Raw genomic sequence first — 16,143 nt, 5'->3', positions numbered from 1 at the left:
GAGCTTTGGCTTAACCTATAAAAGGGACGGGTATGAATAAAGTTTATCCTGACGCGCGCGCCGCCCTGGCCGGCATCGTTCAAGACGGCCAGACCATCGCCGTGGGCGGCTTCGGCCTGTGCGGCATTCCGGAAGCCCTGATCGCGGCGCTGCGCGATTCGGGCGTCAAGAACCTCACCGCCATTTCCAACAATGCCGGCGTGGACGGTTTCGGCCTCGGCCAGCTGCTGGAAACGCGCCAGATCAAGAAGATGATTTCGTCCTATGTGGGCGAAAACAAGGAATTCGCGCGCCAGTTCCTGGCCGGCGAACTCGAGCTCGAGTTCACCCCGCAGGGCACCCTGGCCGAGAAGCTGCGCGCCGGTGGCGCCGGCATTCCGGCCTTCTTCACCAAGACCGGCTACGGCACCATCGTCGCCGAGGGCAAGGAAACCCGTGAGTTCAACGGCGAGCACTACGTGATGGAACACGCGCTGTTCCCGGACGTGTCGCTGGTCAAGGCCCATATGGCCGACCGCGCCGGCAACCTGGTGTTCCGCAAGACAGCACGCAACTTCAATCCGAACGTGGCCATGGCCGGCAAGGTCTGCATCGTGGAAGTCGAGAAACTGGTCGAGATCGGCGAGATCGATCCGGACCAGGTGCACCTGGCCAGCATCTTCGTGCACCGCATCGTCCACAATCCGACGCCCGAGAAACGCATCGAACAGCGCACCGTACGCGCTTGATCACACACATTCGGAGACAAGAACATGGCATGGACTCGTGATGAAATGGCCGCGCGCGCGGCCCGGGAGCTGCAGGACGGCTTCTATGTGAACCTGGGCATCGGCTTGCCGACCCTCGTCGCCAACTATGTACCCAAGGATATCGAGGTGTTCCTGCAGTCCGAGAACGGCCTGCTGGGCATCGGCCCGTTCCCCACCGAAGCCGAAGTCGACGCCGACCTGATCAACGCCGGCAAGCAGACCGTGACGGCGCTGCCCGGTTCCGCCTACTTCAGCTCGGCCGACTCCTTTGGCATGATTCGTGGCGGCAAGATCAACCTGGCGATCCTGGGCGCGATGCAGGTGTCGGAACACGGCGACCTGGCCAACTGGATGATCCCAGGCAAGATGGTGAAGGGCATGGGCGGCGCGATGGACCTGGTCGCCGGCGTCAAGCGCGTGGTGGTCGTGATGGAACATGTCGCCACCGCCAAGGATGGTTCCACCAGCCACAAGATCCTGAAAAAGTGCGACTTGCCCCTGACCGGCGTGGGCGTGGTCGACCGCATCATCACCGACCTCGGGGTGATCGATGTGACCGATACCGGCCTCAAGGTAGTGGAGTTGGCGCCGGGCGTGAGCCGTGACGAGATCGTGGCCGCCACCGGCTGCGAGCTGGATACCTCGGCGCTGTAGTCGGCGCGGTGTCGAACGGCAAAGGGCGCTGGATGTTTCTGACGCCCTATGTCGTTACAGCGTGCCGAATGATGCTTAATCCATTTTCCAGACGTATTGCACGGGAATCCAGGCCTGGACCGGCTTGCCCTTGTCGGTCGGCGGCCTGAACGCGCATTGCGAGATCGCGCTGCGGGCCGCCTCGTCGAGCGACGCGTCGCCGCTCGAGGCATAGACCCTCGATGCGATCACCTTGCCGTCGGGACCGACGAGGAAGCCGATCGTCGACGTGCCCTCGATCCTGTCGGCGACAGCTTGTGGCGGATACACCGGTCGATGGCAGAAAGCGAAATCCACAACCGGCTGCCGCGCCGCGTTCGGATTCGCGGCGGCTTGTGCCACCACCGGCGCCTGTGCGCAACCGGCCAGGACAGCGACGACCACGCCAAAGGCCGCGGGCATACCCAGGCTCGGCTTCATTCAGGCGCCCAGGTGTATTTCAGCTCGGTCCATTGCTCCTTCGGCGCACCGTTCACCGTACCCGGCTGGAACCGGCACTTGGCGAGCGCAGCGCGCGCCGTCTCGTCGAGCGAGGCATTGCCGCTGGTCTTGCGCACCACCGCTTCGCGCACCGTGCCGTCGGCCCTGACCAGGAAGGCGAGGGTGACCGTACCTTCGACCTTGGCGGCCAGCGCCTGCGGGGGATACTCCGGCTTGCGGCAGGATTTGAAATTCGCGACCGGCTCGGTGGTGACACTGTCCGGCATCGCGGCGAAGGGATTGACCGGCGCCGTCTGGGTGCAGCCGGCCAGGGCCGCCGCCGCCAATCCGGACGCCAGCATCGGACGGCATGTATTGCGCCATTTGAACAACGACTCACGCATCAAGATCCACTCCTATTCACGGGCTCAGGCGAAATGATAGCTTATCACTGCAATATTGCCAGTTTATGCATGTCATTCTCGAGGGCCTGCAGCCGCTGCCGGGCATTGTCGTTGTCGGGATTCAGCTCCAGCGAGCGGCGATAATTGATGATCGCACGCGCAGTGTCGCCACTGCGTTCGCAGGCTTCGCCCAGGCTGTCGAAAGCGTTTGCGCTCGACGCGTACAGCTCTGTCGTCAGGCCGAATACCGCGAGCGCGGCCTCCGCTTCCCCCGCCTGCAGCAAGGCATAACCCCAGGCATTGAGTTCCTTCTCGGGCAGGCCGCCGTCCTTCTCTCTTCCAAACATGGCGCGATATGCTGCGCCGGCATGCTGGAAGTCGCGGCGCGCCAGCTCCGCCGCGAACTGCTCGCGACCGGCGGGAAGCGGCGCGGCGCGCCGGACCTCCATCGTGGCGGCATGCGCCGGGAAACCATTCCTGGCCGGAGCGGCATCCAGGTAGGCCAGCGCCGCCTCGTCATCCTTCAGATAGGCGTCGAGGAAGCGCCCGACATAGCTCGCCGTCCAGCCATGGGCTTGGTTCGCATCGATGCGCGAATACTGGTTGAACCACTCGTCCCCGGCGAAACGCAGGTAGGTCGACGAGAAGGCAAAGTGTTCCATCGGGTACATCGTCAGCTTGAACATGTCGGCATGCTTCGCATCGTTCAGGTAGCTGGACGTCGGCTTGCCGCGCGCGGCGATGTCTTCGAGCGAGGAGGGCCGCGCGGCGACATACAGCATCGGCGTCGTGGTGCGTTGCGGGGCCAGGTAGGTCGCGGCAGAGACCAATTCCGGGTAATAGCGCACCGACCCGTCCAGGGCGACGAGCGCCTTGATCCGGCTGTCCCTGGCCGCTGCCAGGACGTTGGCGAAGCCGCCCCAGCTGAAGCCGGCCACCGCGATCCGGGCCGGATCGGCCTGGGCGAGCGTGCCGGCATAGCCGATGAGGAAGGAAATGTCGGCCGCCTGCGCTTCTGCGCCCGCCAGGTCGTTCGGCATTCGCCGCGAGCGCGGCCCTATACTGGGACTGGCGATCACGATATAGCCGTGGCTCGCCAGGTATTCGCACAGGTCCGGGTTCTCTGCGGCGGGCGCGCTGATGCTGGGCGCATAGATGACGATCGGGAACTTGCCGCCGATGGCTGCCGCGTCGCGGCGCGCCCGCATCGGCGCGGCCAGCTCTTCCCGGAGCTGCTGCATATTTGCGCCCGGCGGCGCGTAGTTAAGCGCGATGAAGGCGTCGGCTGCTGCCTGGACGGCCGCGCTGCCGCGCGTAAAATCGGTCTCGCTGCCGGTCAGGCGCAGGTAGTCGCCGTAACGCATCGCCTGGCCCGAATCGGTGGCCGGATACCAGACCAGGGTCTGGATCGGCCGCGCCCGTTCCCGCGTGATGGGGCGTCCCGTGTCGAGATCGTGGTCGCCCAGGAAAACGCGTGACCGGTCGTATTGCTCGACGACCCGGAATCCGACCGGCAGCGGCCCCGGGGCACTTTCGAAGGTGAAATTGACCGCTGCGGCGCCCAGCGTGCTCGTGCACAGCACAAGCAGGCCGACGAGGCGACGTACGACGCGGGCAGCTGCGCTCACTTCGATACCCAGACGTACTGCACCTCAGTCCACTGCTCGGTCGGCTTGCCATCGACCGTGCCGGGCTTGAACGTGCACTTGGCCAGCGCCGTGCGGGCCGCCTCGTCCAGCGAGCTGTCGCCGCTCGACTTGCGCAAGGTGGTCTCGAGCACGGCCCCTCCGGCGCCGACCAGGAAGCCGAGAGTCACCGTGCCCTCGATATTGCGCGCCAGCGCCTCGGCCGGGTACTTCGGCCGTTCGCAGGAGTCGAATTTCACCGTCGGGAGATCGACGATGCTGTTCGCGTTGGCCGTCGCCGCGGTCGATGCCGGCGTCTGGGCGCAGCCAGCCAGCCCGGCGAGCAGGAATCCGAGCACCGGGATCGCGGCTTTCCAGTTCAGCGCTTCGGTATCGGGACGTACCAGTTGTTTGATGCGTGACATGAGATCTCCTCCGTTGGCCGCCTGGGCCAGGTGGTGGGTGGAGAACTGGAGTTTTTCCAGTTCCGAGAGGGCCAGGGCCAGGCGGCGTGGTTCGCCCAGCTGCCGTGCCGCGATGGCGTCGGCGATCTGTTCCCGCTCGACGCGGATGCGGCGCGAGATCCACCAGACCGCCGGGTGGTAGAACAACAGCGATTCGATGACGTTCTGGCACAGGTTGACCAGGTAGTCGTGGCGCTGGATATGCGCCAGTTCATGCGCCAGCAGCGCTTCCAGCAGGTGCGGGGGCATGGTGGTCACCAGCGATGCCGGCACCAGCACGACCGGGCGCCACCAGCCGGCGGTGACCGGGCTGGACAAACCGCCGACGATGCGCAGTCGGACCGGCCGCGCCAGGCCGAACTGCGCGGCGAGTCGGTCGACGCGCCCCTGCCATGCCGGATCGCGGCCTTCCCGCGTCGCCGCGCGCCGCACCCACAACAGCCCTGCGATCATGCGCAGCGCCAGGCACAGCGCGCAGGCGGCCCAGGCGCCCACGATCCAGGCCAGGTTGCGCTGGAACAGGCCGCTCCAGCCGCCGTCCTCGGCGACGCCTTGCGCGGCGCCTGCCAGCACGATCGCGAAGCCGCCGCCGGCGCCGGCATCGCCGCTCAGGCGCAGGTAGAGTTCGGTCGCCGGCCATGCCACGCACAACAGCAGCCCGGCGCAGGCGACGAGGTAGCGCGTCTGCGGACGCGCCTTGCTCAGCAGGGCGAGGGCAAGGGCGGTCTGGGCGCCGACCAGCGCGCCCTGCCAGCTGAAATGGACCAGCGTCCAGCCGATGCTGTTGACGATCTCGAATGCGCTCATCGCTTGTCCTCGTCTTTCAGGAGCTGTTCGATCTCGTCGCGTTCCTTCTTCGAAATGCCGCTTTTGAGCGCGGCCAGCACCAGCGCCTTGGCCGAGCCCGAGAAGGCGCGCTGCATCAGGTCTTGCAGCAGATTGGTCTGCAGGGCGTCGCGTTCATGGACGGGCGCATACACGTGGGAACGTTCGCTCTCGTCGCGGCTGAGCAAGCCCTTGCCGTGCATGACCTGCATCAGGCGCAAGACCGTGGCATACGTGACGTCGGGACGTTGCGGGAGCATCGCCTCGTGCACCTGCTTGGCGGTGGCCGCGCCGAGCGGCCAGAGCACTTGCAGCAGGTCGAGTTCGGCGGGCGTGGGCTTGGGAGCGTCGGGGGAGCGCGGCATGGCATGACCTCATCTGTTCAGGATGAACCTAGATTATCCTGTCTAGATCGAGATGTCTACACTAATCCGTGTGGGTGGCGATGCAGGCTGAATAAAATGAACGCCGGCTCAGGCCGGGCGCTGGGGAAGGCCGGGCCGCGGTTTGCCGGCGGCGCCGAACTGCTCGATCGTTTCCAGCAGCACCTTGGCGCGGAACGGCTTCAGGATGCCCCGGCTGATCCTGCGGTCGCGCAGCTCGTGCAGTAGTTCGGCGGTCGCCTGCTCGGCCATGATCGCGATCGGGATCGTCCCGTTCGCCGCGCCGCCGGCGCGCAGTTCGTCCACCAGGCTCAGGTCGTAGCGCCGTTCGCCGCCGCGACCGACGCAGTCGACCGCGATCACCGCGCCGTGGAAGGCGCGTGCGCGCAGCATGCGGCGCGCGGCCTCGATGCTGGCGGCTTCGTGCACCTGACTCAGCCCCAGGCTGCGCGCGGTCATCGCCACGGTGCGGCGCAGCATCGGCTCCGGTTCCACCAGCAAAATCTGTGTGGATTCAGCCATCGGCGTGCTCCACCGTGTTCGTCAATTCCATCAGCGCCAGGTCGCGCAAGGTGCCCAGGATCGCCAGCTCCATCGCATCGAGGGTGCGCGGACGGCGGTCGATCAGGCACAGGCTGCCCAGGCGCGGGCCGGATGGCAGCGCCAATGGGGCGCCGGCATAGAAGCGGATATGAGGCGCGCCCGTCACCAGCGGGTTGTCGGCGAAGCGCGGGTCGTGCAGCGCGTCGTCGACCACCATGATCTCGTCGCGCAGGATGGCGTGCGCGCAGAAGGACACGTCGCGCCCCGTCTCGCACACCGGCATGCCCACGCGCGCCTTGAACCACTGGCGATCGGCGTCGACCAGCGTGACCAGCACGATCGGCATGTCGAACTCGGCGGCGGCGAATTGCGCGATCCTGTCGAAGCGTTCCTCGGGCGGGGTATCGAGGATCAAGAGCTCGTACAGCGCGGCCAGGCGCGCGGCTTCGTTGTCGGGTGTGGCGGCGATGTGCATCGTGGAGCCCGCAGGGCGGTCGTCGATCGGGATGGCCGCAATATAGCAGACTGCTTGCGGGCATAAAAAAACCGTGTCACGAGGACACGGTTTTCAGGGTGGGCAGCGATTGGGATTACGCCGCTTCGCGCACTTCCTTCAGGCTGTTCTGGTCTTCGACATGCACACGGCCGCTCAGGACGTCGTCCATGCGCGCCGAATCCAGTTCCTTTTCCCACTTCGACACCACGACCGTCGCGACGCCGTTGCCGATGAAGTTGGTCAGGGCGCGCGCTTCGCTCATGAAGCGGTCGATGCCCAGGATCAGGGCCATGCCGGCCACCGGGATCGTCGGCACCACGGCCAGGGTCGCGGCCAGCGTGATGAAGCCGGCGCCGGTGATGCCCGATGCGCCTTTCGAGGTCAGCATCGCCACCAGCAGGATGGTCAGTTCCTGGGTCAGGGTCAGGTCGGTGTTGGTCGCCTGCGCCACGAACAGCGCCGCCATCGTCATGTAGATATTGGTGCCGTCCAGGTTGAACGAGTAGCCGGTCGGGACGACCAGGCCGACCACTGGCTTCGAGCAGCCCAGCTTTTCCAGCTTGCGCATCAGGTTCGGCAGCGCGCTTTCCGACGACGAGGTGCCCAGCACGATCAGCAGTTCTTCCTTGATGTACTTGATGAACTTGAAGATCGAGAAGCCGGTGAACTTGGCGATCGCGCCCAGCACCACGAACACGAACAGCGCGCAGGTCAGGTAGAACGAACCCATCAGCTTGGCCAGCGGCAACAGCGATTCCAGGCCATATTTGCCGATGGTAAAGGCCATCGCGCCGAAGGCGCCGATCGGCGCGACTTTCATGACGATGTTGACGATGCCGAAGATCACGTGGGCGATGTCGTCGATGAACTTGGTCACCGGACGGCCGCGTTCGCCCATCATCGACAGCGCGAAGCCGAACAGGATCGCAATCAACAGGACCTGCAGGATATTACCGGTAGCGAAAGCATCCACGAAGGTATTCGGGATGATGTGCATGATGAACTCGGTCGTGGTCTGTGCATGCGCATTGGTGGTGTATTGCGCGATCGAGCTCGAATCGAGGTGGGCCGGATCGACGTTGAAGCCGGCGCCCGGCTTGGCCAGGTTGGCGACCACCAGGCCGATGGCCAGGGCGAAGGTCGACACGACTTCGAAATAGATCAGCGCCTTGCCGCCGACGCGGCCGATCTTCTTCATGTCCTGCATCCCGGCGATGCCGGCGACGACGGTACAGAAGATCACGGGGGCGATGATCATCTTGATCAGTTTGATGAAGCCGTCTCCCAAAGGCTTCATCGCGGTGCCCAGTTCGGGGTAGAACACCCCCAGCAACACGCCAAGGACGATGGCGATCAGCACCTGGACATACAGTACTTTATAAAAAGGCTTCTTCATGGCAACTCTTCAACGAGGTTGGTGGTTGTTCCATGTTGGAGCAATCGTTCCCGGCAAGCTATTGTGGAAATCCGCATGCTGCACTGCACCAGGGCATCACGGATGACCACGCACCGCAGCGGTGCGGCAGGCAAGCGCAGCAGGTGGCGTGTTTGCCATGCCCAGGTCGGGCAGAGGAAAATGACTAGCTCGAGGCGGCCAATGCCGCGCGCCGCCAGGCGCCCGGCCCCACGCCGTAGCTGCGCTTGAAGGCCCGGTTGAAGGCCGCCTCGGACTGGTAACCGACCGCTTCGCCGATCGCCGCGACCGGCCGCGTGTCGCGCGCCAGCCACTGGGCGGCCTGAATCATGCGCAACTGCACAAGGGCGTCGAGTGGCGTCGTGCCCGCCAACTGGCGGAACAGGCGCGCGAAGGTGGCGCGCGACATGAAGCAGGCCGCCGCCAGTTCTTCCACCAGCCAGGAGCGCTCCAGTTGCGCCAGCATCAGGCGCAGCGCGGGGCCGAGGCGGCGGTCGGCCAGCACCGCCAGCAGGCCGGGGGTGGTCGGGCCGTCGTCGAGCCAGGCGCGCAGCAACAGCGTGAACAGCGCTCCGGACAGCTGCGCCACCACGGCCGCGGCGCCGGGCCGTGCGCTGTCGGCTTCGCTGCGCAGCATCGTCACCAGCGCGAGCAGGCCGGCGAAGTCGGGACGTGAAGAGGCGTGAACGACGATCATGGCGGGCAGCGCCGGCTGCAGGACACGGCGCGCGCCATCGTCGAACACGAACTGGCCGCACAGGATGCCGGTCGGCGCGCCGGCGCCGTCATTCGACACCCAGCGCAGCGGCGCCGGGCCCGGCACGTCCACCAGGGCGCGCGCCTGTTCCGGCGGCCCCGCGTGCAGCCGGTGGGCGCCGCCCTGCGGGAAGACGACGATGTCGCCGGCGGCGAGCTTGACCCGTTCGCCGCCGGGCGTGTCGACCGCGGCTTCGCCCTCGACGATCAGGTGGTAGGGCGCGACGCCGGCGCTGGCCGCGGGCTGCTCCAGCACCCAGGGCGCGGCCAGCGCGCAGCGGATGTCGAGCGAGGTGCGCAGGGTGAACAGCGACAGCAGGCGGCTGAGCGCATCCACGCCCTGGGCCGAGGCGGCGCTGGCCAGGTCGGGCTTACTGCGCAGCCCAGCCCCCATCCATGTTCCACGCCACGCCGCGCACCTGGTCGGCGGCCGGGCTGCAGAAGAACACGGCCAGCGCGCCCAGTTCCTCCGGGGTGACGAACTCGCCCGACGGTTGTTTCTCAAGCAGCAAGGCCTTGCGCGCGGCGTCGTTGTCCAGGCCCTCGCGCGCGGCGCGGTCGTCGACCTGCTTCTGCACCAGCGGGGTCAGCACGAAACCGGGGCAGATCGCGTTCGCGGTCACGCCGGTCTGCGCCGTCTCGAGCGCCGTCACCTTGGTGAAGCCGACCAGGCCGTGCTTGGCGGCGACGTAGGCCGATTTCTGGCTCGACCCGACCAGGCCGTGCACCGAGGCCAGGTTGATGATGCGGCCCCAGTTTTTCCGCTTCATGGCGGGCAGGGCCAGGCGGGTGGTATGGAAGGCCGAGCTGAGGTTGATGGCGATGATGGCGTCCCATTTCTCGGTGGGGAAGTCCTCGACCGCCGCCACGTGCTGGATGCCGGCATTGTTGACCAGGATGTCGACTCCGCCGAATTTCTCGGTGGCGTACGCCATCATGGCCTCGATCTCTCCCGGCTTGGACATGTCTGCGTTGTGGTAGGCGGTCTGCACCCCGAACTCGGCGCCGATGTCGGTGTACAGCTTCTCGATCTGCTGGGCGTCGCCGAAGCCGTTGAACACGATGTTGGCGCCCTGTTCGGCCAGCGAGCGCGCGATCCCGAGCCCGATGCCCGAGGTCGAACCGGTGACGAGAGCCGTTTTGCCACTTAGCATGCTGGATTTCATTGTGTCCTCTATATGAAGGTGATCGGGGGAACTTCCTCAGAATTGGTAGAATTCTAATCGCAACGCCATCGCGGTGGTGATTTGCAGGGCGCCGCGAAGCGGCGGCTACATATTGTCATGACGGAGTCACGATGTCTGAACCCAGATTAAAAAGCGTCCAGTGCAGCTCGCCCGCCGGGCTGCACCGCGTCGCCTACAAGGAATGGGGCGACGCGGACAATCCGAAGGTGCTGGTCTGCGTGCACGGCGTGACCCGCGTGGGCGACGATTTCGACCACCTGGCGCGCGCCCTGTGCGACGACTATCGCGTGGTATGCCCGGATATCGTCGGGCGCGGGCGCTCGGAGCGCCTGCGCGATCCGGCCTATTACACGGTGCCGCAATACATGGCCGACATGGTGACCCTGATCGCGCGCGTCACTGCCGGCGCCCGGGATGGGGCCGATAGCGAGGACGTGGCCTGGTTCGGCACCTCGATGGGCGGCCTGATCGGCATGGCGCTGGCCGCGCTCGAGGGCAGCCCGATACGCAAGTTCGTGCTCAACGATATCGGTCCGGTGCTCGATGGCGCCGCCTTGCGGCGCATCGGCGACTACATCGGCCAGGACCTGCGTTTCCCGAGCTTTGCCGCCGGGGCCGAGTTCGTGAAAACGGTGTCGGCATCGTTCGGCCCGCACACCGACGACGAATGGCGCAAGCTGGCGGCCGATGTCTTGCGCCAGGGGCAGGACGGCCAGTGGGAGCGCCACTACGACTTGAACCTGGCGCAGCCGTTCCGGGCCATCACCCTGGAAGGGGCCGCCCAGGACGAGGCCGCGCTGTGGGCGGCCTGGGACGCGATCCGCTGCCCGACCCTGCTGGTGCGCGGCGAGCAGTCCGACCTGCTGTCGCGCGCGACCGCGCAGCAGATGACGCAGCGCGGACCGCGTCCGCGCCTGGTCGAGATTCCCGGGGTGGGCCATGCGCCGACCTTCGTGCACGACGACCAGATCGCGATCGCGCGTGAATTTTTGATCGGCTGAATTATTAATCCGGACCTGAACGGTTCCTCATAACCTAGAAGAAAGAGATCATGGAAATCAAACGACTGCACGTAGGCAAGCGCCTGTCCGAAGTGGCGATCCACAACGAAACCGTCTACCTGGCCGGCCAGATCGCCGAAGACACCAGCCAGGGCATCGAGGGCCAGATGCGCGAGGTGCTGGGCCATGTCGACCGCCTGCTGGGCGAGGCCGGCAGCGACAAGACCTGCATCCTCTCCTGCCAGATCTTTATCTCCAGCATGGACAACTTCCCCGGCATGAACAGCGTGTGGGACGAGTGGGTGGCGCAGGGCCATACCCCGCCGCGCGCGACCGTCGAAGCCAGGCTCGCCAACCCCGCCTGCCTGGTCGAGGTCTGCGTCGTCGCCGCCCTGCGCTAAGGCAGAACCGTCGTATGGTATCGACCGCCCTGTTGGGCGACGTCAACAGCGGCCTGGTCCAGGGACTGGGGCAGGAGGACTGCGTGCGCGTGCACGCGGCGCTCGATTACGCGGCCGCGAGCTATGGCGAGCGGGTCGCCTCGTCGGGCCAGGGCGCCTTCGAGTTCTCGCTCGGCGCGGCCGGCACCCTGGCCTACCTGAACACCGACGCCGAGACCCGCATCGCGGGCCTGCTGTTCGAGCTGGCGCTGATGGATCCGTCCACCTTCGGGCGCATCGAGGAGCGCTTCGGCCCCGAGGTGGCGGCGCTGGTGCAGGGCGTGCACCAGCTGATCCGCCTGCGCGACCTGACCGTCGGCCAGGCGCCGGTGGGCAGCGGCAAGAACGCGGCCCAGCAGGCCGCGGCCCACAACGAAACCCTGCGCAAGATGCTGCTGGCGATGGCCACCGACATGCGCGTGGTCCTGATGCGCCTGGCCTCGTGCGCCGCCACCTTGCGCCACTTCGCCGAACACAAGCGCTTCGACGAGGTCACGCGCGCCTATGGCCGCGAGGTGCTGGACTTCTATGCGCCGCTGGCCAACCGGCTCGGCATCTGGCAACTGAAGTGGGAGCTGGAAGACCTGGCGTTCCGCTTCATCGAGCCGGACACCTACAAGCGCATCGCCAAGATGCTCGAAGAAAAGCGCATGTCGCGCGAGAGCTTCGTGGCCTCGTCGATCGCGCGCCTGCAAAGCGAGCTGGCGGCGGCCGGCATCAAGGCCGACGTCTCGGGACGGCCGAAGCACATCTACAGCATCTGGAGCAAGATGCGCGGCAAGGAGCTCGATTTCTCCGAGCTGTATGACGTGCGCGCCTTCCGCGTGATCGTGGCGGACGTCAAGACCTGCTACACGGTGCTGGGCGTGATCCACAATATCTGGACCCCGGTGCCGAAGGAGTTCGACGACTACATCTCGCGTCCCAAGCCGAACGGCTACCGCTCGCTGCACACGGTGGTGACGGCCGACGACGGCCGGCCGCTGGAAGTGCAGATCCGGACGCAAGAGATGCACAATTTCGCCGAGTACGGCATCGCCGCCCACTGGCGCTACAAGGAAGAGGGCGGGTCCAACTTCAAGAGCCAGCAGTACGACGAGAAGATCGCCTGGCTGCGCCAGCTGCTGGCCTGGAAGACCGACGTGGCCGACGCCGTGGCCGGCCAGGAAGAGCAGCAGAAGGAATGGGTCGAGAAGCTCAAGGCGGCCAGCCTGGACGACCGCATCTTCGTGCTCACGCCGCAGGCGCGGGTGCTGGAGCTGCCGGTCGGCGCCACGCCGATCGACTTCGCCTACCACCTGCACAGCGAGGTCGGGCACCGCTGCCGCGGCGCCAAGATCGACGGCGTGATGGTGCCGCTCAACACCCCGCTCAAGAACGGCCAGACCTGCGAGATCATCACCGCCAAGGGCGGCGCCGGCAGCCAGGGCCCGTCGCGCGACTGGCTCAGTCCCGAGTACACGGTCTCGAGCCGCACCCGGTCCAAGATCCGCGCCTGGTTCCATGCGCTGGACATGGCCGAAACGCTGGCCCATGGCCGGGCGCTGGTCGAGAAATCCCTGCAGCGCGAGGGCAAGACCGCGGTCAACCTCGAGCTGCTGGCGCAGAAGCTGGGCTTCGCCAAGGTGGACGAATTGTTCATCGAGGTCGGCAAGGACAAATTCAGCCTGCGCCACGTGGAAGCCGCGCTGCACGAGAACGCCGAGCCGGCGCCGGTCGAAGACGCGGCGGTGGTCAACAAGAGCCGCGCCTCGAGCGTGGAGCAGGGCGCCAAGTCGGGCGTGCTGGTGGTGGGCACCGAGGGCCTGATGACGATGCTGGCCAAGTGCTGCAAACCTGCGCCCCCGGACCCGATCGTCGGCTTCGTCACGCGCGGCAAGGGCGTTTCGATCCACCGCCTCAGCTGCAAGAACTTCGCCGAGATGCAGGCCAAGTCGCCCGAGCGCGTGATCCAGGTGGAGTGGGGCACGGCCGGCTTCGAGACCGTCTATCCGGTCGATCTGTTCATCCTGGCGCAAGACCGCCAGGGCCTGCTGCGCGACATCTCCGAGGTGTTCTCGCGCGAGAAGATCAATGTGATCGGGGTGAATACCCAGAGCGCCAAGGGCCAGGCGCGCATGGTGTTCACGGCGGAGATCGGGTCGACGGCGCAGGCGCAGAAGGCGCTGGCGGCGATCATGGAGGTGTCGGGGGTGATGGAGGCGCGCAGGCAGTAGGGCGCCGGCGTTGCCGCCGCGCGGTCCGTGCGAACGTAATCATTTGTCACGGGTCCGCGCAATTGCCTGTAACCGAAGTATCATTCAGCCCATGCCGCGAACGATCCCGCCCATCGCCCAACCGACCCTGTGGCCCGCCTACCTGGCGCGCTACCTGCGCAGCTGGTGGTACATGATCCACCTGGGCGCGATCGCCGTCGTCACGGCGCTCTCGCCTTCCACCTGGCGCCGCGCGAGCTTCCACGCCACCGCGCGCCACATCCACGCCAGCACCTGGCAGGTGCTGCCCTGGTTCACGCTCGCCTCCTGCCTGGTCAGCCTGGTCATCATCCGCATCGTGCTGGTCACGGCCAAGAGCTACGGCCTGTCCGGCCTCGCGCTCGAGATGGTGGTGCGGGTGCTGGTGCTGGAGCTGATTCCGCTGTCGGCGGCGCTGTTCGTCGCGCTGCGCGCCAGCATGGCCTTCGACGCCTCGGCCCTGGGCCTGGCGCGCTCCGGTTTGTCGATCCGCGCCGCCAGCGACGAAGCCCTGCGCCGCGTGCGGCGCGACCTGGTGCCGCAGCTGATCGCCAACGCGGTGGCGGTGCTCTCGCTGGCCATGGTCACCTCGATCATCGTACTGCTGCTGGCCTACCTGAACGTGTATGGCCTGTCGCCCTGGGGCATTCCCGACTACACCCGCACCGTGGGCCGCGTGTTCGCGCCGGTGGTGACGGCCGGCTTCGTGCTCAAGACGGTGCTGTTCGGCCTGGCCGTGGCCCTGATCCCGACCGCCGCCGTGCTCGAGCTGCAGCGCTATCCGCGCGCCCTGGCGACCAGCGTGCAGCCCGGCGCCCTGCGCCTGCTGTTCGTGCTGATCGTGATCGAGGCCGGTTCGCTGGCCCTGAAATACATCTGAATCCTGGAACGAGAACTTCATGCCGGACCTGACTCCTGATCCATCCATTCTTGATGAGCCGAAGAACGTCGAAGCCAAGGCGGTGATCGTCCTGGTGATGCTCGGCCTGTTGATCGCGGCCTTCGTGCTGTACGTGATGTACGCGCGCGGCGTGTTCGAGCCGACCCAGCGCCTGACCCTGGTGGCCGAGGATTCGTCCGGCGTCATCCCCGGCATGGACATGACGTTCGCGGGCTTTCCGATCGGGCGCGTGCGCCAGGTCGACCTGGGCGACGACGGCAAGGTGCAGATCACGGTCGACGTCCAGAGCAAGGACGCCAAGTGGCTGCGCGCCTCGAGCGTGTTCACGCTCGAGTCGAGCATCGTCGGCGAGACCCGCCTGCGCGCCTATACCGGGGTGCTGACCGACGCGCCGCTGCCGCCGAACTCCACCCGCACCGTGCTGCGCGGCGACGCCACCGCCGAGATCCCGCGCATCGTCGCCACCGCCAGGGCGCTGCTGGAAAACCTGGAAACCATGACCGCCTCCGGCTCGGACGTCAACGCCAGCCTGGCCAACCTGTCGGCGGTGACGGGCCGCATGTCGGGCCGCTACGGGGTGCTGGGGGGCGCGCTGGGCGGCGACGAAGAGGCGAAGAAGCTGATGGAGGCGCTGGACCGGGTCAACGCCATCCTGGCCAAGGCCGACCAGCGCGTGTTCGGCAAGGCCGGCGTGATGGACGACACGCAAGCCGCGATCCGCCAGCTGGACGTGGTGCTGCAGGACGCCAGCGCCACGCTGAAGAAGGTCGACGCGGTGCTGGTCGAGGCCCAGGCGGTCGGCGCCAACACGCGCGCGGCCACCGAAGACCTGGGCGCGCTGCGCGGCGAAGTCGACGCCAGCCTGCGCAAGGTGAACCGCCTGGTCGAAGAAATCAACCGCAAATGGCCGTTCGCGCGCAGCAGCCAGGAGATCAAGCTTCCATGAAGATCGCATACGTATGCATTGCGGCCGTGCTGGCCGGCTGCGCCAGCAAGCCGTTGCCGCCGGACTGGCAAGCCAACGCCAAGGGCGCCCTGGACGCGTCGGTCGACGACTACCTGAAGGGGCACACGGCGGCTTCCGAGGCCGAATTCCGCGAGGCGCGGCGCGAGACGGCTGCCACCGGCCGGCTAGACCGCGTGGCCCAGGTGGAGCTGGTGCGCTGCGCGGCGCAGGCGGCCAGCCTGGTGTTCGAGGAGTGCCCGGGCTATGCGGCGCTGGCCGCCGACGCCACGCCGGCCCAGCGCGCGTATGCCGCCTACCTGGCGGGGCAGTGGGAAGGCCTGGACGTGGCGCTGCTGCCCGAGCAGCATCGCGCCGTGGTGGGCGGCGGGGCGCTGGACAAGATCGAAGACCCGTTGTCGCGTATGGTGGCGGCCGGGGCGCTGCTCAAGGCCGGGCGCATGACGCCGCAGGGCATCGCGCTCGCTGTCGACACGGCGTCGAGCCAGGGCTGGCGGCGACCCTTGCTGACCTGGCTCGGGGTGCAGGAGCAGCGTGCCAAGGCAGCGGGCGATACCGGCGCGACGGAGCAGATCCGGCGTCGGATGGCGCTGGTGTCCGGCACGCTGCCGGCTGGGCAATGAGGGTATCCGTTGTTATGCGGT

The 16,143-nt window shown here is 66.9% G+C and carries 18 protein-coding genes; 8 read left to right on the top strand and 10 right to left on the bottom strand.

The genetic code is table 11. The annotated features are described in order from the left end of the window. Positions 1–32: 32 nt before the first annotated feature. Together KY496_RS07470 and KY496_RS07465 are read left to right on the top strand one after the other, a co-directional pair. Complete coding sequence (locus tag KY496_RS07470) at positions 33–728, top strand: CoA transferase subunit A (RefSeq protein WP_005667377.1); 696 nt, start codon at positions 33–35, stop codon at positions 726–728. A 24-nt stretch (positions 729–752) separates the two neighbouring features. Further along, the gene (locus KY496_RS07465; RefSeq protein ID WP_005667378.1) at positions 753–1,403 is read left to right on the top strand and encodes a 3-oxoacid CoA-transferase subunit B; all 651 of its coding nucleotides are present in this window, start codon (positions 753–755) and stop codon (positions 1,401–1,403) included. A 75-nt stretch (positions 1,404–1,478) separates the two neighbouring features. On the opposite strand, the gene KY496_RS07460 is transcribed toward KY496_RS07465, so the two are convergent. The 10 genes from KY496_RS07460 to KY496_RS07415 form a co-directional block, all read right to left on the bottom strand. Continuing rightward, the gene (locus tag KY496_RS07460) at positions 1,479–1,862 is read right to left on the bottom strand and encodes an energy transducer TonB (RefSeq protein WP_219864369.1); all 384 of its coding nucleotides are present in this window, start codon (positions 1,860–1,862) and stop codon (positions 1,479–1,481) included. Beyond that, positions 1,859–2,266, bottom strand: coding sequence for an energy transducer TonB (locus KY496_RS07455; protein WP_219864368.1), 408 nt, complete (start codon positions 2,264–2,266; stop codon positions 1,859–1,861). Before KY496_RS07455 ends, KY496_RS07460 begins: the two co-directional genes overlap by 4 nt. Positions 2,267–2,310: 44 nt before the next feature. Beyond that, a complete protein-coding gene (locus tag KY496_RS07450; protein ID WP_219864367.1) occupies positions 2,311–3,894 on the bottom strand; it encodes a hypothetical protein in 1,584 nt (527 codons plus the stop codon). Beyond that, positions 3,891–5,162 (bottom strand): M56 family metallopeptidase, encoded by a 1,272-nt coding sequence (locus tag KY496_RS07445; RefSeq protein ID WP_005667385.1) that lies wholly within the window; start codon positions 5,160–5,162, stop codon positions 3,891–3,893. The genes KY496_RS07450 and KY496_RS07445 overlap by 4 nt, the downstream gene beginning before the upstream one ends. Then, on the bottom strand, positions 5,159–5,545 hold the full coding sequence (locus KY496_RS07440; protein ID WP_005667387.1) for a BlaI/MecI/CopY family transcriptional regulator: 387 nt from the start codon (positions 5,543–5,545) through the stop codon (positions 5,159–5,161). Before KY496_RS07440 ends, KY496_RS07445 begins: the two co-directional genes overlap by 4 nt. A 108-nt stretch (positions 5,546–5,653) precedes the next feature. Then, on the bottom strand, positions 5,654–6,085 hold the full coding sequence (locus tag KY496_RS07435; protein WP_219864366.1) for a response regulator: 432 nt from the start codon (positions 6,083–6,085) through the stop codon (positions 5,654–5,656). Then, the gene (locus KY496_RS07430; RefSeq protein WP_219864365.1) at positions 6,078–6,581 is read right to left on the bottom strand and encodes a GAF domain-containing protein; all 504 of its coding nucleotides are present in this window, start codon (positions 6,579–6,581) and stop codon (positions 6,078–6,080) included. Before KY496_RS07430 ends, KY496_RS07435 begins: the two co-directional genes overlap by 8 nt. A 115-nt stretch (positions 6,582–6,696) precedes the next feature. Then, a complete protein-coding gene (locus KY496_RS07425) occupies positions 6,697–7,998 on the bottom strand; it encodes a dicarboxylate/amino acid:cation symporter (protein WP_005667392.1) in 1,302 nt (433 codons plus the stop codon). A gap of 184 nt (positions 7,999–8,182) precedes the next feature. Continuing rightward, positions 8,183–9,166: an AraC family transcriptional regulator gene (locus KY496_RS07420; protein WP_229520460.1), complete on the bottom strand. Its 984-nt coding sequence runs from the start codon at positions 9,164–9,166 to the stop codon at positions 8,183–8,185. Continuing rightward, positions 9,144–9,926: a 3-hydroxybutyrate dehydrogenase gene (locus tag KY496_RS07415; RefSeq protein WP_229409797.1), complete on the bottom strand. Its 783-nt coding sequence runs from the start codon at positions 9,924–9,926 to the stop codon at positions 9,144–9,146. Before KY496_RS07415 ends, KY496_RS07420 begins: the two co-directional genes overlap by 23 nt. A gap of 143 nt (positions 9,927–10,069) precedes the next feature. Between KY496_RS07415 and KY496_RS07410 the strand changes: the two genes are divergently transcribed. The 6 genes from KY496_RS07410 to KY496_RS07385 all read left to right on the top strand — a co-directional run bounded on the left by KY496_RS07410 (position 10,070) and on the right by KY496_RS07385 (position 16,122). Next, complete coding sequence (locus tag KY496_RS07410; protein ID WP_219864364.1) at positions 10,070–10,960, top strand: alpha/beta fold hydrolase; 891 nt, start codon at positions 10,070–10,072, stop codon at positions 10,958–10,960. Between the two features lie 50 nt (positions 10,961–11,010). Beyond that, on the top strand, positions 11,011–11,361 hold the full coding sequence (locus KY496_RS07405) for a RidA family protein (protein ID WP_005667398.1): 351 nt from the start codon (positions 11,011–11,013) through the stop codon (positions 11,359–11,361). 14 nt (positions 11,362–11,375) lie between these two features. After that, positions 11,376–13,616: a bifunctional (p)ppGpp synthetase/guanosine-3',5'-bis(diphosphate) 3'-pyrophosphohydrolase gene (locus KY496_RS07400; RefSeq protein WP_219864363.1), complete on the top strand. Its 2,241-nt coding sequence runs from the start codon at positions 11,376–11,378 to the stop codon at positions 13,614–13,616. A 91-nt stretch (positions 13,617–13,707) separates the two neighbouring features. After that, a complete protein-coding gene (locus KY496_RS07395) occupies positions 13,708–14,514 on the top strand; it encodes an ABC transporter permease (protein WP_219864362.1) in 807 nt (268 codons plus the stop codon). A gap of 19 nt (positions 14,515–14,533) precedes the next feature. Next, the gene (locus KY496_RS07390) at positions 14,534–15,481 is read left to right on the top strand and encodes an MlaD family protein (RefSeq protein ID WP_219864361.1); all 948 of its coding nucleotides are present in this window, start codon (positions 14,534–14,536) and stop codon (positions 15,479–15,481) included. Beyond that, positions 15,478–16,122 carry a hypothetical protein gene (locus KY496_RS07385; RefSeq protein ID WP_219864360.1) on the top strand — a complete coding sequence of 215 codons (645 nt, stop codon included), beginning with the start codon at positions 15,478–15,480 and terminating at the stop codon, positions 16,120–16,122. Before KY496_RS07390 ends, KY496_RS07385 begins: the two co-directional genes overlap by 4 nt. The last annotated feature ends 21 nt before the right edge of the window (positions 16,123–16,143 follow it).

The organism is Massilia sp. NP310, from assembly GCF_019443485.1.
In the GTDB taxonomy this organism is placed as follows: domain Bacteria; phylum Pseudomonadota; class Gammaproteobacteria; order Burkholderiales; family Burkholderiaceae_D; genus Telluria; species Telluria timonae.
The sequence above is the reverse complement of the archived record's forward strand: the minus strand, read 5'-3'. Positions and strand labels throughout refer to the sequence as shown.

Bases quoted from the DNA above. Each gene is read 5' to 3' on its own strand.
- KY496_RS07470 (WP_005667377.1), top strand. From the start codon at position 33: ATGAATAAAGTTTATCCTGACGCGCGCGCCGCCCTGGCCGGCATCGTT.
- KY496_RS07465 (WP_005667378.1), top strand. From the start codon at position 753: ATGGCATGGACTCGTGATGAAATGGCCGCGCGCGCGGCCCGGGAGCTG.
- KY496_RS07460 (WP_219864369.1), bottom strand. From the start codon at position 1,862: ATGAAGCCGAGCCTGGGTATGCCCGCGGCCTTTGGCGTGGTCGTCGCT.
- KY496_RS07455 (WP_219864368.1), bottom strand. From the start codon at position 2,266: ATGCGTGAGTCGTTGTTCAAATGGCGCAATACATGCCGTCCGATGCTG.
- KY496_RS07445 (WP_005667385.1), bottom strand. From the start codon at position 5,162: ATGAGCGCATTCGAGATCGTCAACAGCATCGGCTGGACGCTGGTCCAT.
- KY496_RS07440 (WP_005667387.1), bottom strand. From the start codon at position 5,545: ATGCCGCGCTCCCCCGACGCTCCCAAGCCCACGCCCGCCGAACTCGAC.
- KY496_RS07435 (WP_219864366.1), bottom strand. From the start codon at position 6,085: ATGGCTGAATCCACACAGATTTTGCTGGTGGAACCGGAGCCGATGCTG.
- KY496_RS07430 (WP_219864365.1), bottom strand. From the start codon at position 6,581: ATGCACATCGCCGCCACACCCGACAACGAAGCCGCGCGCCTGGCCGCG.
- KY496_RS07425 (WP_005667392.1), bottom strand. From the start codon at position 7,998: ATGAAGAAGCCTTTTTATAAAGTACTGTATGTCCAGGTGCTGATCGCC.
- KY496_RS07420 (WP_229520460.1), bottom strand. From the start codon at position 9,166: ATGGGGGCTGGGCTGCGCAGTAAGCCCGACCTGGCCAGCGCCGCCTCG.
- KY496_RS07415 (WP_229409797.1), bottom strand. From the start codon at position 9,926: ATGCTAAGTGGCAAAACGGCTCTCGTCACCGGTTCGACCTCGGGCATC.
- KY496_RS07410 (WP_219864364.1), top strand. From the start codon at position 10,070: ATGTCTGAACCCAGATTAAAAAGCGTCCAGTGCAGCTCGCCCGCCGGG.
- KY496_RS07405 (WP_005667398.1), top strand. From the start codon at position 11,011: ATGGAAATCAAACGACTGCACGTAGGCAAGCGCCTGTCCGAAGTGGCG.
- KY496_RS07400 (WP_219864363.1), top strand. From the start codon at position 11,376: ATGGTATCGACCGCCCTGTTGGGCGACGTCAACAGCGGCCTGGTCCAG.
- KY496_RS07395 (WP_219864362.1), top strand. From the start codon at position 13,708: ATGCCGCGAACGATCCCGCCCATCGCCCAACCGACCCTGTGGCCCGCC.
- KY496_RS07390 (WP_219864361.1), top strand. From the start codon at position 14,534: ATGCCGGACCTGACTCCTGATCCATCCATTCTTGATGAGCCGAAGAAC.
- KY496_RS07385 (WP_219864360.1), top strand. From the start codon at position 15,478: ATGAAGATCGCATACGTATGCATTGCGGCCGTGCTGGCCGGCTGCGCC.